The organism is Paenibacillus sp. SER-28 (assembly GCF_052906305.1).
In genome coordinates, this window is the sequence record NZ_JBRECM010000024.1 from 1 (window position 1) to 15,182 (window position 15,182).

Genomic DNA, 15,182 nt, shown 5'->3' on the forward strand with positions numbered 1-15,182 from the left:
TTATACAACATTAACGCGGTGTCGTCTTAAATAAAATGAACATAAAAAAAGCTATCGAGACTTTCTCGACAGCCTGAGTCGCTTCTTATAGAAGCGGCTTTTTATATTTTCAGGGAGTCCCCTGTCAGGTAAAGGGGAGTCCCCTATATTCGAACAGATCAACTAGCGGCTACAATGGGGACATAAATTCAAATCAATAATTCGACAGAAAAAACGTTGAAAAGGTGAGTTAAATGATCAGAAAAATGCAGTTGCCGCTACAAACATTGAACTTGATTCTTGGATTCATGGTATGGGTTATCATTTCTTCTCTTATGCCGTTCATTACGGAGGATATTGCTATTCCACCCGGAAAATTGGCCATGGTTACGGCGATTCCGGTCGTGCTTGGATCGATTCTGCGCATTCCGCTTGGTTATTATGCCAACATCGTTGGAGCAAGAATCGTTTTTCTCGTTAGCTTTATTTTGCTTTTGTTTCCCGTCTACTACATTAGTGAAGCTTCTACGATGACGGATTTAATTATCGGTGGCTTGTTCCTTGGGATTGGAGGAGCTGTGTTCTCGGTTGGGGTGACTTCGCTACCGAAGTATTATCCAAAGGAAAAACATGGGTTTGTAAATGGAATGTATGGTATAGGGAATTTGGGAACAGCCGTCACTACCTTCTCGGCCCCTATTGTGGCTACACAAATTGGCTGGGCCCTTACAGTGAAGCTGTATCTCATTCTGCTGCTTGTTTTTATCGTTTTGAATTTCTTCTTAGGGGATCGTCATGAAGCTAAAGTAAAGACGCCTATTATGGAACAGATCAAAGGGGTTTACAAAAATGAAAAGCTTTGGTTTTTCTCGCTCTTTTATTTTATTACTTTTGGCTCATTTGTAGCGTTCACGGTGTACTTGCCGAATTTCCTGGTATCGAATTTTGAGCTGGCTAAAGTGGATGCAGGGATGCGTACAGCAGGCTTTATTGCGATTGCCACATTCTTCCGTCCCATCGGTGGCTGGCTGGCGGATCGGTTTCAGCCCCTGTTCCTGCTGGTAGGCACGTTCACAGTTTATACGGTCGCTGCGATTCTTTTGGCTTTTTCACCAGGGATTACCCTGTATACAGTAGGCTGCTTGGCGATCGCTGTAAGTGCTGGAGTGGGGAACGGTGTCATTTTCAAGCTAGTTCCATTTTATTTTAATAAACAAGCAGGTATAGTTAACGGAATTGTATCCATGATGGGCGGTCTCGGTGGCTTTTTCCCTCCGATCCTGTTATCGACGATTCATGCCGCTACTGGCCAATATTCCATTGGATTCATGCTCCTCTCCCAAGTGGCGCTGGCTAGCCTGATCCTCGTCATATGGCTGTATTATCAAGGGACACAATCTAATGAATGAACGTTATTCCAGACAGATCTTATTTAGACCCATTGGTGGCGAAGGGCAGCGTAATCTATCCGCTGCTGTCGTCACCATTATCGGTTGCGGGGCACTGGGTTCCGCCATTGCCGAAACATTGGTAAGAGCGGGCGTTGGAGAGCTGCATCTTGTTGACCGGGATTATGTAGAGGTGTCGAATCTGCAACGTCAGCAGTTGTTTACGGAGCAGGACGCCGAGGAAATGCAGCCCAAGGTTATGGCAGCTGAAAAAAGGCTGAAAGCCATACGAGAAGACGTGCGGTTGCACACATATCTCGATAACTTGGATGCCGAGCTTGTTCAAGAACTTGCCAGCAAAAGTATATTGCTGATGGATGCTACGGACAATTTCGAAACTCGTCTGCTTATCAACGATGCTGCACTGAAGGCTGGAATTCCGTGGATTTACGGTGCCTGTGTTGGAAGCATAGGCGTTGTTTTTCCATTCGTGCCGGGCGAGTCAGCGTGTTTACGCTGCCTTCTGCCATCGCTGCCTGCGATCAATCAGACCTGCGATACGGCTGGAATCATCTCACCCGCAGTCCAGGTGACAGCCGCCCTCCAATGTGTAGAAGCCATGAAGTGGCTGAGCGGCGGACGTGATAAGATGCGTCGCAAGGTTCATCTATTTGATTTATGGGAGAACACGCAGATGGACATAGGGATTTCCCGCATCCGTAACCAAGATTGTCCAACCTGTGGAGAGCATCCTACGTTTCCTGCACTGACAGCATCACGTCGCTCGGCGTATGCGGCTCTGTGCGGACGGAACGTGGTACAGGTTCTTCCAGACCCACAACGTCCGATCACGCTCGATGATGCAGAAAAAATGGGCAGGCTTATAGCAGATCGTGTAAAAAGAACCCCTTATTTCGTTGAATTTTATGCTTTTAAGCATCGAATGATTTTATTCAAAAACGGAAGGCTTCTCATACACGGTGTACGGAGTGTTGCCAACGGTCAAAAACTATATCATCAGCTGTTCGGTTAAATGAGATGTAGATACAAAAAGCAGAAACATTTAAAAGAGTCTGTCACCGGAGAGTGGCTTGTCCGGTGGCTGGAAGGTGGAAAAGATGAGTGTATTTGAAATCGTAACGGAGCCCATTATCCCGCAGGCTTATGCGGATTATGTCCTAAGGCCGGAAGCAGGAGCGGTGACTATTTTTACAGGGCACGTACGAGAATGGACTCAAGGCGTACGGACCTTATACCTTGCTTATGAGGCCTATGTCCCCATGGCCCAAAAAAAACTCACAGAGATTGGTCGCGAAATCGAACAGAAATGGGAAGGGACGCGAGTGGCAATCGCGCACCGCATTGGCGAGCTTCAAATCGGTGATATCGCCGTTGTCATTGCCGTTTCTTCACCTCACCGTTCGGATGCGTATGAGGCAAATGAATACGCGATCGAACGAATTAAAGAAATAGTTCCTATTTGGAAACGAGAGATTTGGGAAGATGGAACGCAGTGGGTCGGAGGTCAAAAGAAAAAGCCGGGGGAGATCAGTCATGATTAAGCTGTACTACTTTGCGGGACTCCGTGAGGTGACGGGAAAAACAGAAGAATTGGCAGATTTGGCGGGCCAAACGGTAGGCGAGTTATCCAATTGGATAACAGATCAATATCCAGATATGCCAATCCAGTCTGTGCGAATTGCGATAAACGAAGAGTATGCGTTGTCTACGGATGTATTACAGGATGGAGACATTGCAGCCTTCATTCCCCCAGTCAGCGGCGGCTAATGATAACGATAACGATGCTAAACAACTAGAAAGGAGGGGGCGTATGAATTTTCATCCACTGAAAGACAAGTTGCAGCGGCCCATTCGTGACCTGCGTATATCGGTTACAGACCGCTGCAATTTCCGCTGTTCCTATTGCATGCCTAAAGAAATTTTCGGTGACGATTACGCCTTTCTTCCCCAAAATGAATGTCTGTCGTTTGAAGAGATTCACCGGCTGACGAAGCTCTTTGTATCCCTGGGCGTAAAAAAGATCCGACTCACGGGCGGTGAACCATTAATGCGCAGGAATCTATCCGACCTGGTCTCCCAAATCCTGTCCATTGACGGAGTGGAAGATGTCGGCTTGACCACCAACGGTGTGCTGCTAGGACAGCAGGCTAAGCCTCTCTATGACGCGGGGCTACGACGGCTTAATGTCAGTCTGGACGCTCTCGACCCCGAGCTATTTGGGCGGTTGAATGGCCGGGGGATTAAGCCTGATGTTATTTTGAAGCAGATCGAATATGCAAGAGAAATTGGCTTTGAAATCAAGATCAATATGGTAGTTCAAAAAGGTGTTAATGACTCGGAGATTTTGCCGATGGCTGCTTATTTTAAGGAGCAGGGAATAACCCTTCGCTTTATCGAGTTTATGGATGTAGGGAATGACAACGGATGGAGCTTCAAAAAGGTACTAACCAAAAAAGAAATCGTTGAACGACTTAAGAATGCGTACGAGCTGGAGCCGATGGATCGGGATTACTTTGGAGAAGTGGCAAAGCGTTATCGTTATAAAGACAGCGACGCACAGATTGGTTTTATTACTTCGGTTTCTGAATCGTTTTGTTCGTCTTGTACACGTGCCCGCTTATCGTGCGATGGCAAGTTTTATACATGTTTGTTTGCTTCAGGCGGATTTGATTTACGCCAGATGCTTCGCAACGGGGCGAATGACCAGGAATTGCTCGATGTGATTACTTCAGTATGGGAACAACGCACAGATCGGTATTCCGATGAACGTACGGAGCAGACAGCCAACAACAAAAAAAAGATTAACATGTCCTACATTGGTGGATGACATTTTATACCATAATAATGTGCTGTATTTGATGTGGTTGCTCCGGAAAAGAAAGCGCAAACATTTTTGTTGGCAAAACTTAAATTCGATGTTATTATGATTTTGGGATTGTTACTGAAAAGGCAAAACCCGAGGCATGGAATTCAATTTCCATGTGTTGGGTTTTGCCTTTTCTTTTTAGAATACAAGCTTTACGATATCCTGCATGATATGAATATCTGCCCAGCCATAACGCAGAAAGGTGAGTGATATAAAGCCTTACAAGTGCTGAACAACAAAGATGATGACGTCGACCAACGAATCGACATCCGAAAAATGATGTCATGGGACGTGGTTAACCGACTATATCCATTTTCAGAACGGAATATCAGATCGGTTTGGGAGCACTAAAGATCAATGATGGAAAACGTAAGGCTTTTGTCTCTTATTATGAATGCGTTTTCATAAAGTGAAGTTGTAAATCAATACATTTGAATTTGATTTACGACGAAGATTTGATCGGCTATTACCGTCTTGTGACCTATCTGAAATTTCGCCCAGCATCTAAATCCTTTTTTAAATTTGATGGGATAAGGGGGGCAGTTAGATGATCATAACGAAGATATTTAATAACAACGCCATAATAGCCAAAGATCAAAAAAGAGATGAATTTGTTGTTATGGGTCGTGGTATTGCATTCAAAAAGAGTGCAGGCGAACAAGTAGAAGAGCATCTAATTGAAAAGGTCTTTGTGCTTAAACATAAAGATGCTTCAGAGAAATTCAAGTTATTGTTAGAGGATGTTCCATCAGAATATGTTTCGTTATGCTATGACATCATTGAATATGGAAAAAGCATATTAGAAGCACAATTGAGCGATTATATATATGTTTCGCTTACAGATCACATGAACAATGCATTTAAAATGTTTGATGAAGGGTTTAAAAATGCAAATCCGTTAATTTGGGAGATTAAAAAATTTTATCCCAAAGAATTTGCGGTGGGCTTAAAAGCACTGGAGTTTATTGAAGAAGAAACAGACAAACGATTGTCAGAAGATGAAGCAGGTAATATTGCTCTTCATTTAATCAACGCTCAAGTAAACAGCTCCTACAACAAGGTAGCAGACGTTGCTCAGCAAACTCAAAAAATACACGACATCTTGAATATTATTAAATACTCTTATAATACCACCATAGATGAACACTCGATCAGTTATGAGCGATTTATTACACATTTAAGATTCTTCTTTCAGCGATTAAATAAAAAAGAAAAAGTAGAACTGGAAGACGATTTTTTGTGGAGGCAAGTGAAAGCAAAGTACAAAAAGGCCTATGGGTGCATGCTGAAGATTGAGAAATACTTGGATACGGTATTATCAGATGAGGAGAAGCTGTATATAACGATTCATATTCAGCGTGTGACCCAAAGACAAAATTGAATAACCCTTGGATTGTTACTGGTAATGCAGGCGAAACCAACCTAGATCGAATTTGATCTATTTGGTTTCGCCTTTTTTTATAAATACAAATAAAGGGGAAGTTACAATGAAGTATGAGACATTAGCAAAAGACATCATCAGAAATGTCGGCGGCAAAGAAAATGTGAATAGTCTAACTCATTGTATTACACGCTTGCGCTTCAAACTAAAAGATGAAAGTAAAGCCAATACAGAGGTTTTGAAAAATATGGATGGTGTTGTCACTGTAGTAAAGAGTGGCGGGCAATACCAGGTTGTTATAGGTAACCATGTACCTGAGGTTTATGCTGATGTTACTGCTGTAGGCGGTTTTCAGACAGGAGATTCAGAGGAAGCCTCAGGTGAAAAAATGAGTTTGTTCAATAGATTCATTGATACCATTTCAGGTGTATTTACACCCACGCTGGGTGTCTTAAGTGCCACGGGTATGATTAAGGGCTTCACTGCCTTATTTGTAGCTTTGGGCTGGCTGACCACTACATCGGGTACCTATCAAATTCTCAATGCTTTAGGTGATTGTTTGTTTTACTTCTTTCCTATTTTCCTGGGGTATACGTCAGCTAAAAAGTTCAATGCCAACATTTTTATAGGTATGGCTATAGGTGCATCACTTGTATATCCGACATTTAGCACGATAACAGCTTCGGGCAAGCCACTATACACTCTATTTAGCGGGACTATATTTGAGTCACCAGTATATATCACCTTCTTAGGTATTCCGGTCATTTTGATGAGTTACGCGTCAACTGTTCTTCCGATTATCATATCCACCTATGTAGGCTCAAAAATAGAAAACTTCTTTAAAAAGGTAATCCCTAGCGTCGTGAGAACATTTTTGGTTCCGTTTTTCACATTGTTAGTTATTGTACCCTTAGCATTGATTGTGATTGGACCTCTCTCGACCTGGGCAGGTCAACTGCTAGGGGCAGCAACCCTCTTTGTGTATAACTTAAGTCCAATTATTGAAGGCATAATCATGGGCGCTTTCTGGCAAGTGTTTGTTATCTTTGGATTACACTGGGGACTTGTTCCTATCGCTATGAACAACTTAGCAGTACTTAAATTCGATCCCATTCTTGCGGCTACGCTGGGAGCTTCCTTTGCTCAGACAGGCGTCGTACTGGCGATTTTGTTTAAAACCAAAAATGTAAAACTGAGATCACTTTCCATTCCAGCTGTCATCTCCGGGATTTTTGGTGTGACAGAACCAGCGATTTACGGGATTACATTACCACGTAAGAAACCATTTATTTTAAGCTGTATAGCATCTGCAGTAGGCGGCGGTATTATAGGAATGATGGGAACTAAAGGCTACATTATTGGTGGATTGGGTATTTTCGCTATCCCGAGCTATATCAGTCCGGCAGGAATAGACAACGGATTTTATGGGGCTGTTATCGGTATTCTGGTAAGCTTTGTATTAGGTTTCTTGCTTATGTTCTTTGGCGGATTTAAAGATGATGAAGTGAAAGAAGCAAAAAAGGAAGACAGCGCATCAGGAGCAGCCAAAGGAGAAGTTTTAGTAAAACAAGAGACGGTGATGAGTCCATTAAAAGGTGAAGTGAAGTCTTTATCTGAAGTAACAGATGAAGCCTTTTCGACAGGTGCTCTGGGTAAAGGGATTGCCATTGAACCTTCTGAAGGTAAGGTCGTTTCACCTGTAGATGGTGTATTAACATCATTATTTTCGTCAGGTCATGCGATTGGAATTACAAGTGACCACGGTGTTGAGGTCCTCATCCATGTAGGCAAAGATACGGTCAAATTAAAAGGCAAACATTTTTATCCTAAAGTGAAACAGGGAGATGCTGTTAAAAAAGGCCAGTTACTTATGGAGTTTGATATGGAAGCTATAAAAGAGGCTGGTTATGTTTTGACCACACCTGTTATCGTTGCCAATACTACGAATTACCTGGATGTCATTGAAACGGAGAAGAAGGCAATTGAGTATCAAGAGGATTTATTGACCGTCGTAGTCTGATCCTAATTAAATGTTGAGGAGGAATTAAACAATGAAAAATACAACTAAATTGGAATTTCCACAAGGATTTTTATGGGGAGGTGCAACGGCTGCCAACCAATTTGAAGGTGGATATAATGAAGAAGGTAAAGGCTTAAGCACTGCTGATGTGATTACGGCTGGAACGCATACGACCTCCCGAAGAATTACAGCTATACTGGAAGAAGGAGTGAACTATCCGAGTCACGAAGCTATTGATTTTTTCCACCGCTATCAAGAGGATATCCGCTTATTTGCGGAGATGGGATTCAAGGTCTTTAGAATGTCCATTGCGTGGTCAAGAATATTTCCTAACGGAGATGATGCAGAGCCGAATGAGCAAGGCTTGCAGTTCTATGATCGTGTATTCGCAGAATTGAAAAAGAATAATATTGAGCCTTTGGTTACGATCTCACATTATGAAGCACCGTTTCATTTGACCCAAAAATATAATGGTTGGTCAGATCGCAGAGTCATAGATTTTTATGTGAGATATTGTGAAGTGCTTTTTAATAGATACAAAGATGTCGTAAAATACTGGTTAACTTTTAATGAAATCAATATTTTAACCTTGTCATTTGGCGCGTTCATGGCTGGAGCTATGATGCCGGAGGGGAATGGAGAGCTTGCCCATGCTACAGTGAAGGATGAGCAGGTTCTGTATCAGGCGTTGCATCATCAATTTATTGCCAGTGCAAAGGCTGTAAAGCTGGGTCATGAAATCAACAAGGACTTTAAAATCGGTTGTATGATTGCTTATATGTGTTCCTACCCACTTACATGTCATCCTGATGATATTCTACTGGCTCAACAAAAGGATAACTTAAGCAATTTCCTATGCTCAGATGTTCAAGTAAGAGGAGCTTATCCGGGATTTGCCAAACGCTATTTTAGAGATCATAACATTCAGATCAAAATGCAAGAAGAGGATGAGGACATCTTAAAAGAAGGCTGCGTAGATTTCTATACCTTCAGCTATTATTCCTCTACTTGTGTCAGTGCCGATCCTAACCAGGAGAAGGTGGGAGGGAATTTATCTATGGGCTTAAAGAATCCTCATTTGAAAGCAAGTGCCTGGGATTGGCAGATCGATCCACAGGGATTGAGATGGTCCCTCAATAACATTTATAATCGATATGAAATCCCGTTAATGGTTGTTGAAAATGGCCTTGGCGCCGTAGATACAGTGGAGGAAGACGGCTCCATTCACGATGATTATCGAATTGATTATCTGAAGCAACACATTGAGCAAATGAAAGAAGCGATTGCTGATGGAGTAGACCTAATAGGGTATACGCCTTGGGGATGTATTGATCTGGTAAGCGCGGGAACCGGTGAAATGAAAAAGCGTTATGGGTTTATATACGTCGATAAGGATAATGAAGGCAAAGGGACACTTGCTAGATCCAGAAAGAAGAGCTTTTATTGGTATAAGAATGTGATCGAAACCAATGGAGAGCAGCTGGATTAATGCTTAGTGTGTGGCTTCAAAAAGTGATGCAGTCAGCGCGTGCCTCTTCAGTAGGCATGCGCTGTTTGGATTTAAAAAACGACTTCCCTTCAGGAAACTACGGTAAATGTATACAGATTAGGGACGCAACCTAGCCAATAGTATGTTAATTCACTAAACACATGGGATGAAAATGTCGAAATAGAGGATAGGACTTATATCAAAATATAAGGAAGTGGATACATATTATGAATCAAGTAGAAGCTGTTTTGACTGCCATGCCGTTTATCAGAGAAGCTGCACGACAAGATGTTTTAATTTCCGTAATGGATCGGGAAAAATTTCTATTCTTTCAGTCGGGTAAAAGTTTAGTCTATGACTTCAAGGCAGGCGAAGCTCTTCCTGATGTACACAAGAACTTCAAAATGCTAGTAGGCGGAGAAAAGACCAGAGTGCGTTATGATGCCGAAGTTTTCGGGTTTGCTGCCGATGCTTACTTTCATCCGATTAAGAATGAACAGAATGAGATCGAGGCAGTAATGTGCATCACCTATAGTATGGATGATCAAGATCAATTGAAGAAGTTGATGAGTCAAGCAGAGGATGTTACAAGCAAGCTAGTTGAAGGGATTCAGCATGTGGCGGCTCATTCGGAGGAGCTTAGTGCGACGGCCGAGGACATTTTAAGCAATACGAAAAAGGCGGTTGAGGACTCTGGTAATGTGACTGAGGTGGCAGGCTACATCAAGGATATTTCAGAGCAGACAAACTTGCTTGGATTAAATGCAGCCATTGAAGCTGCTCGGGTGGGTGAGGCAGGAGCAGGGTTTGGAGTTGTCGCTGCAGAAATCCGCAAGATGTCTACAGGCACCAAGGAAGCAACTGGACGAATCGAGCAATCCTTGCAAGCTGTCAGACAATCCGTTTATAACATGGAACAAGAGATTACGCAGATTACTGTATCTTCCCAAGAGCAGGCCAAGCTTGTGTCGGAGTTTATGAATATTATTGATCAATTAAATGAAACCAACCAAGGTTTGAGAGGTTTAATAGAGAAAATCACGAATGATGTTGATGTAAAATAAAGAATGAAAAAGAAGTCTCGGTCTGTGAATTGTGCATTTCGTCATGGAAATGTAGATCACTGGCCGAGACTTTTTTACGTTTATTTAATGAATAACTTGGAGTGAATACATGTATGAATTTGAATGGGTTGAATGAACAGAGTTACACAGAACTAGAGGATTATTGGGTGCGTGTATTTCTAAATGTAGTACAAGATCAGGATAAGGAGAACTGGGTGATTCCTTATTACAACACCTCCTTTTCTAATGGTCAGAAAATCATGGATATGAACCCTATTTTTTCGGCTAAATCAAAAATAAGTCATAAATCCATCAGAATCATTCATGAAACGGTTAATGAAGAGGATGACGTTCACCATTGGTTAGATACGAATGGGAAAAACGAATTGGTTATTATTTGTTCCTTATCACAGCAACATGTGCAAAGAGTAAAGGGGATCATTGAACGCTGGATTTATGAATGAGAGTCATTATCCATAATCGAAACTTTTCCGATATAATAGGGAAGAGAAGCTATAGAACAGATACTACCTCAGAGAGGTGATTCACAATGACCGTTGATATTCTCCAACGTAATAATGTAAAAGTAATAGGCACAGGCAGCCAGACGATTGTGTTTGCTCACGGCTTTGGATGCGACCAGGATATGTGGCGTTATATCGTCCCTAGCTTTATCGACAACTACCAAATCGTCTTGTTTGATTACGTAGGTTCCGGAGATTCTCAAATAAAGTATTATGACTCGAAAAAATACAGTGACTTGCAAGGGTATGCCCAAGATGTGCTGGATATTATGGAAGCGTTAGACTTAAGAAATACCATATTTGTCGGACACTCTGTTAGCAGTATGATCGGAATGCTCGCCTCCATCCGCAGCCCTCAATATTTTGAACGCATTGTCATGCTCGGTCCTTCTCCACGCTATGTGAATGACCTGCCTTCTTATTATGGAGGCTTCGATAAGAGTGATATTGATGAATTACTGGATATGATGCAAATGAACTTTATTGGCTGGGCTAGTTACCTGGCACCCATTGTTATGCAGAATCCTGAACGACAGGAATTAACCGAAGAGTTGGAGAAAACCTTTTGCTCAAGAGACCCTCATATTGCACGACAATTTGCGGAAGTGACTTTTTTTTCGGATTGCCGTGTCGATCTCCAGCATGCTTTAGTTCCTACACTGATTCTCCAGTGCTCAGACGATAGTATTGCTCCGATTGAGGTAGGGGATTATTTACACACCCATCTTAGAAATAGCAGGCTTCAACAGATGAGGGCAAAGGGGCATTATCCTCATTTAAGTCAACCAGGAGAAACGAGCGATTTAATCAAAGAATATTTAGCCAGTGTGTAATATCGTATGAAAGGCAGTCATGCAATGGATATTCAATTAGATAAAGCTCCCTGTGGATACTTTTCAATTTCGGACACTGGGATCATTCAATCGGTAAATCAAACTTTGTTGGACATGCTTCTGTATGAACGTGATCAATTGCTCGGACGACCGATTGAAATGACAATGTCTGTTACCAACAAGCTATTTTTTCATACTTATTTTTATCCCTACATCCAGTTGTACGGGCGTGTCGATGAGATGTACTTCTCGTTTCGGACAAGTGATCGACAGGATGTGCCTGTACTTCTAAACGGGGTACGTCAGGAGCGCAACGGAGAAGCTGTTATTGATTGTGTAGTGCTAATGATGCGTAAGCGAATTGAACATGAAAAAGATATACTACAGACCAAAACCAAGCTTCAGGAATTATATCAGGCTACGAATGAAGCGAACCAGAAGCTTGAACGGTTGCACGAAGAATATGAAGTTAAACAGCAGGAGCTAGTAAGGATCAATCTCCAGCTAGAAACGATGGCGTCAACTGACCCGTTAACCGGTCTTAGAAATCGAAGATATTTTCAAGATCAGTTACTGGCTAGCCTAGCCTCCTTTCAAGAGACTGGAATACCTTTTTCGCTGCTGCTCATTGATATTGATCATTTCAAAAGCATTAACGACACTTACGGTCATCCGGTGGGCGACCTGGTGCTCACTAATCTGGCAGAAATACTCCAATCCATGTCACGGGACAGGGACATTGTCGCTCGATATGGGGGCGAGGAGTTCGTAATTATTCTTCCAGACAACGATCAAGAAGAAGCCATTCGTACAGCAGAAAGATACCGCTCCACGACAGCCTCGATGGATTGGGGAGAATATGCCATTACTGTGAGTATTGGTGTGGCAACGGTTACGCAAGCGGATACGGAACAATCGATAATTCATCAAGCGGATTTGGCACTGTATGCTTCCAAGAGTGGCGGGAGAAACCGGGTCACTCATTCAGCAAATCTTGTAAAGAGATAGTATAGAGGCTTAATAAAGGGAATTATGAGCTGACGCGCCTTAGAGCTAATTAGCCTAGCCTGCCTCTTACGGCGGGCTTTTTATTATAAAAAGAATGAGTGATGTGGAGGGATATACATGGGGGAAGCGTACAAGCTGGACTGTGATACCTGTGCTTATACTAAGAACATATTTGTGGGGTTTGGTTTATTATATATGCGTTTGGAATCCATTGCTTCGTTTGTACAGGATACTGTCCTTAAACGACGTATTGGGGAATTCATAGGCAACCCTTCGACGAGATATGATGCTTATGACGCGATGTATGTGTGTCCGGTCTGTCAGGCCATCCGCAATGAACTGTTTATTGAGATGAATTCGGACTCATCACAGTATAAAATTTCTTATGCTTGTCCTAGATGCGCGAGTGTTATGGAGCAGGAACACATTGAAAACAATGTGCCTGTTCATTTGAGTTGCCCAGCATGTGAGAAAGGGAAATTGAAAGCAACGTTTTATATGGATTGGGATTAATAGATTCCCCGAATATCACTACAGTATACTCCGATAGGTCTGGTCAAACCATTCAAATTCGGCTACTATTATTGATAACGATTCTCATTTGGAGCATCGGAATGAATGAAAAGATTTGAGGTGGACGCTTGTGAATTCAAACTCGTTATCATTAATATATCAGCATTATTTGGAAAAAACTCCGTTTAGACAACAGAATGAGCATACGTATATGATGTTACCGGAAGCGGGTCATGGGAATATTTACCGAGTTACAACTTACAGCGGAATTGAAATTGTATATTCGCACATTCAATATCACGAGCCGTATCCGACCAATTTTTCTTCCAGGGGACAAATGATTGAACTTCAATTTGCGCTTTCCGGTCAACGTCATGTGAATGTGGCTGGTCTGGATTATACACTCCCGATGGGGCAGGGTGCTCTTATTTTTTTACAGGATTTCAAAGCATGTTTCCATCCTCCGGTTAACGAACAATACCAATCATTTGCACTTGGCATTCCGATTTCGTTGTTTAATTATGCGGCTTCACAGTTAGCGGCTCGTCGGCAGGTAGCTATTGAATTTAATCAAATTCTTAAGGGAGCTGCATTCCATCACTTTAGTTTTGAACTGGATCACAGAAGTATAGTGATGATTGAACATTTGATCAAAGACTTGAAAAGTGTGCATAAATCGCCTTTGTTAATGGAAGCAGCAGCACTTGAGATTTTAAATCGATTTATGATTCAATTATTTGATTTAACACCTATGCCCGAAGGTTTGTCTAAAGAAGATGTCAGAAAGCTGCATATGGCTCGGGAGATCCTTGAATCCAGCATGATTGATCCACCTTCGCTGATCACATTATCCCAAAAGGTTGGATTAAACGATTTTAAATTAAAAAAAGGATTCAAAGCCTGCTTTGGAACTACTGTATTTGAATATTTGCGCCAAATTCGTCTCGATTATGCGATGAAGCTGCTCCGAAGCCAAGAAAGCAATGTGACTGAAGCTGCGATGGCTGTAGGATATAGCAATGTGAGTGCATTTTCAGAGCAATTTTTCCGGGAATACGGAGTGAAGCCATCCTCCTTAAAGAAGGTATTTTAAAATTTATTTTTTGACCTTTTTTTAAAAATATCAGGTAAATAAAAAGCTGGAACCCTGTATAGAAAGGATTCCAGCTTTTATTTGGTGCTTAATTCACGATAGTTTCAGTACCCTCTGAATTGATGGTTGAAGTATGGGTACGAGACGCTTCCTCAATATTTTTAAATGCCCAGTAATCTGCGGGTACATCCTTCCATGTAGCCTGGGTCGTACCTTCCAGGGGTCCTCGTTTTAAGATAGTGTTCAAAATTGTAACAGTTTCCACTCGTGTTATATATTGATTGGGTTGGAAGATACTGTCGTTAAAACCAGTAATCCATCCTGCCTCAGCTAGCGCTTTAATTGAATCTCTTGCCCAATGCTTTTCGATATCGGTATAAGGAGATGCTGCGGTTTGCGTTCCTTTAAGCTGCTTCCAGGATGCGAGTATTGCTGCCATTTCTGCACGGGTAATGGGTTGCTCTGGCCGAAATGTTCCATCTGCATATCCATTCATGAAGTGTTGTGTCGTGAGTGCTATAATCGAATCCTTCGCCCAATACTTGCTAGGTACATCTTTGTATGCCAATGAGCCTTCTTTTGTCTCCAACTTCATAATCCTAGCCATCATCGTGGCAGTTTCAGCTCGTGTAATCGACTGGTCCGGTCGGAATGTGCCATCCTGATAACCGGTTATATATTTTTCATGCACAACCTCTGATTGCTCTACTGGCATGATTTCAGGAGTCGGCAAATCTGTCGGTAAAACCGATGGTGATGAAGGTGTGGTTGTTTCGCTAGAAGAAATAGACTCACTACTATCTGTACTATCCTTCTTATCTTTTTTACTGCTACTGCTGCCGTTTCCAGTAGTAGCACCAGTTCCGCCAGTATTCCCAGTGTCTGCATCTCCATTTATAACCTGTATATACGCTTCAGAGGTACTCGGGGCAAATCGAGCATCTCCACTGTAAATAGCAGTGATCGAGTGACTTCCCACACTTAAGTCGCTTGTAGTGTAGTA

At 42.2% G+C, this 15,182-nt stretch carries 15 protein-coding genes; 14 read left to right on the forward strand and 1 reads right to left on the reverse strand.

The window, feature by feature from the left end:
• Positions 1 to 233: 233 nt before the first annotated feature.
• The 14 genes from ACUYLD_RS25210 (at position 234) to ACUYLD_RS25275 (ending at position 14,179) form a co-directional block, all read left to right on the forward strand.
• Entirely contained in the window at positions 234 to 1,388 is a 1,155-nt protein-coding gene (locus ACUYLD_RS25210) for a nitrate/nitrite transporter (protein ID WP_013311332.1), read from the forward strand.
• Complete coding sequence (locus tag ACUYLD_RS25215; RefSeq protein WP_446676213.1) at positions 1,381 to 2,400, forward strand: ThiF family adenylyltransferase; 1,020 nt, start codon at positions 1,381 to 1,383, stop codon at positions 2,398 to 2,400. Before ACUYLD_RS25210 ends, ACUYLD_RS25215 begins: the two co-directional genes overlap by 8 nt.
• An 85-nt stretch (positions 2,401 to 2,485) precedes the next feature.
• Positions 2,486 to 2,929 (forward strand): molybdenum cofactor biosynthesis protein MoaE, encoded by a 444-nt coding sequence (locus ACUYLD_RS25220; RefSeq protein WP_039274531.1) that lies wholly within the window; start codon positions 2,486 to 2,488, stop codon positions 2,927 to 2,929.
• Positions 2,922 to 3,155 (forward strand): MoaD/ThiS family protein, encoded by a 234-nt coding sequence (locus ACUYLD_RS25225; protein ID WP_039274416.1) that lies wholly within the window; start codon positions 2,922 to 2,924, stop codon positions 3,153 to 3,155. The genes ACUYLD_RS25220 and ACUYLD_RS25225 overlap by 8 nt, the downstream gene beginning before the upstream one ends.
• A gap of 43 nt (positions 3,156 to 3,198) precedes the next feature.
• Positions 3,199 to 4,215, forward strand: coding sequence for a GTP 3',8-cyclase MoaA (gene moaA, locus ACUYLD_RS25230; protein WP_440722738.1), 1,017 nt, complete (start codon positions 3,199 to 3,201; stop codon positions 4,213 to 4,215).
• A gap of 586 nt (positions 4,216 to 4,801) precedes the next feature.
• A complete protein-coding gene (licT, locus tag ACUYLD_RS25235; protein WP_069290091.1) occupies positions 4,802 to 5,635 on the forward strand; it encodes a BglG family transcription antiterminator LicT in 834 nt (277 codons plus the stop codon).
• 106 nt (positions 5,636 to 5,741) lie between these two features.
• Entirely contained in the window at positions 5,742 to 7,655 is a 1,914-nt protein-coding gene (locus ACUYLD_RS25240; protein ID WP_440722737.1) for a beta-glucoside-specific PTS transporter subunit IIABC, read from the forward strand.
• 31 nt (positions 7,656 to 7,686) lie between these two features.
• Positions 7,687 to 9,144 carry a glycoside hydrolase family 1 protein gene (locus ACUYLD_RS25245; protein ID WP_440722736.1) on the forward strand — a complete coding sequence of 486 codons (1,458 nt, stop codon included), beginning with the start codon at positions 7,687 to 7,689 and terminating at the stop codon, positions 9,142 to 9,144.
• A gap of 227 nt (positions 9,145 to 9,371) precedes the next feature.
• Positions 9,372 to 10,208 carry a methyl-accepting chemotaxis protein gene (locus ACUYLD_RS25250; protein WP_254328799.1) on the forward strand — a complete coding sequence of 279 codons (837 nt, stop codon included), beginning with the start codon at positions 9,372 to 9,374 and terminating at the stop codon, positions 10,206 to 10,208.
• A gap of 113 nt (positions 10,209 to 10,321) precedes the next feature.
• Complete coding sequence (locus ACUYLD_RS25255; RefSeq protein WP_440722735.1) at positions 10,322 to 10,672, forward strand: hypothetical protein; 351 nt, start codon at positions 10,322 to 10,324, stop codon at positions 10,670 to 10,672.
• An 86-nt stretch (positions 10,673 to 10,758) separates the two neighbouring features.
• Positions 10,759 to 11,565, forward strand: a complete 807-nt coding sequence (locus ACUYLD_RS25260) for an alpha/beta fold hydrolase (protein ID WP_446676214.1) — start codon at positions 10,759 to 10,761, stop codon at positions 11,563 to 11,565.
• A gap of 24 nt (positions 11,566 to 11,589) precedes the next feature.
• Positions 11,590 to 12,573, forward strand: a complete 984-nt coding sequence (locus ACUYLD_RS25265; RefSeq protein WP_446676215.1) for a sensor domain-containing diguanylate cyclase — start codon at positions 11,590 to 11,592, stop codon at positions 12,571 to 12,573.
• A gap of 117 nt (positions 12,574 to 12,690) precedes the next feature.
• Complete coding sequence (locus ACUYLD_RS25270; RefSeq protein ID WP_440722732.1) at positions 12,691 to 13,086, forward strand: hypothetical protein; 396 nt, start codon at positions 12,691 to 12,693, stop codon at positions 13,084 to 13,086.
• 130 nt (positions 13,087 to 13,216) lie between these two features.
• The gene (locus tag ACUYLD_RS25275) at positions 13,217 to 14,179 is read left to right on the forward strand and encodes a helix-turn-helix domain-containing protein (protein ID WP_061829640.1); all 963 of its coding nucleotides are present in this window, start codon (positions 13,217 to 13,219) and stop codon (positions 14,177 to 14,179) included.
• 88 nt (positions 14,180 to 14,267) lie between these two features.
• Here ACUYLD_RS25275 and ACUYLD_RS25280 read toward each other — a convergent pair.
• The coding region (locus ACUYLD_RS25280; protein WP_446676216.1) for an S-layer homology domain-containing protein at positions 14,268 to 15,182 on the reverse strand (915 nt) is incomplete at its 5' end.